General features: G+C 47.1%; 1 pseudogene. It reads right to left on the reverse strand.

The annotated features are described in order from the left end of the window. Nucleotides 1-182: 182 nt before the first annotated feature. Nucleotides 183-552 (reverse strand): annotated as a pseudogene (locus PL8927_RS27565) (NAD(P)H-quinone oxidoreductase subunit 5); the annotation flags it as partial.

Raw genomic sequence — 552 nt, forward strand, 5'->3', positions numbered from 1 at the left:
TGAACTAAAGTTCGGGCTAAGAGCTAAAGTCATCTAAAGATGACTCAAAACTTCTCTTTCTTAACCCGTTTTAAGGGGTTTGTAGGGGCGAGGCGCGCCTCGCCCCTACGCCTGAAATTGATTTCAAGGCTTTTAGCGTGATTGTTGACACGCTTTGGGGACAACCCCACCCCTACGACGATTTACCCCGTAATTCCTGAGAAGACCACGAAGCCGAGAACGGCGACAAATACAATTAGGGCGTAGAACTGGGCGCGACCATTTTCCAGGTATTTTAAGCCTTCCCCTGTAACCAGAGTGACTAACCCGGTCAGGTTAACGGCTCCATCGACAACGCGATAGTCTACTTCCATAACTTGCCGCGCTAACCGACGACTGCCTTGAACAAATAGCAGATCATTGATATCGTCAAGATACCATTTGTTCTTGGAGAAATCGTAGAGGGTTTTATATTTTGCTGCGATCGCGGCGGGATCAATTTTGCCAGCCAAATACATTAAATAGGCAATGGTAATTCCGATTAAAGCAATCCCAACGGAACTTCCCGCCATA

Origin of the sequence: Planktothrix serta PCC 8927, assembly GCF_900010725.2 — a bacterium.
GTDB classification, from domain to species: domain Bacteria; phylum Cyanobacteriota; class Cyanobacteriia; order Cyanobacteriales; family Microcoleaceae; genus Planktothrix; species Planktothrix serta.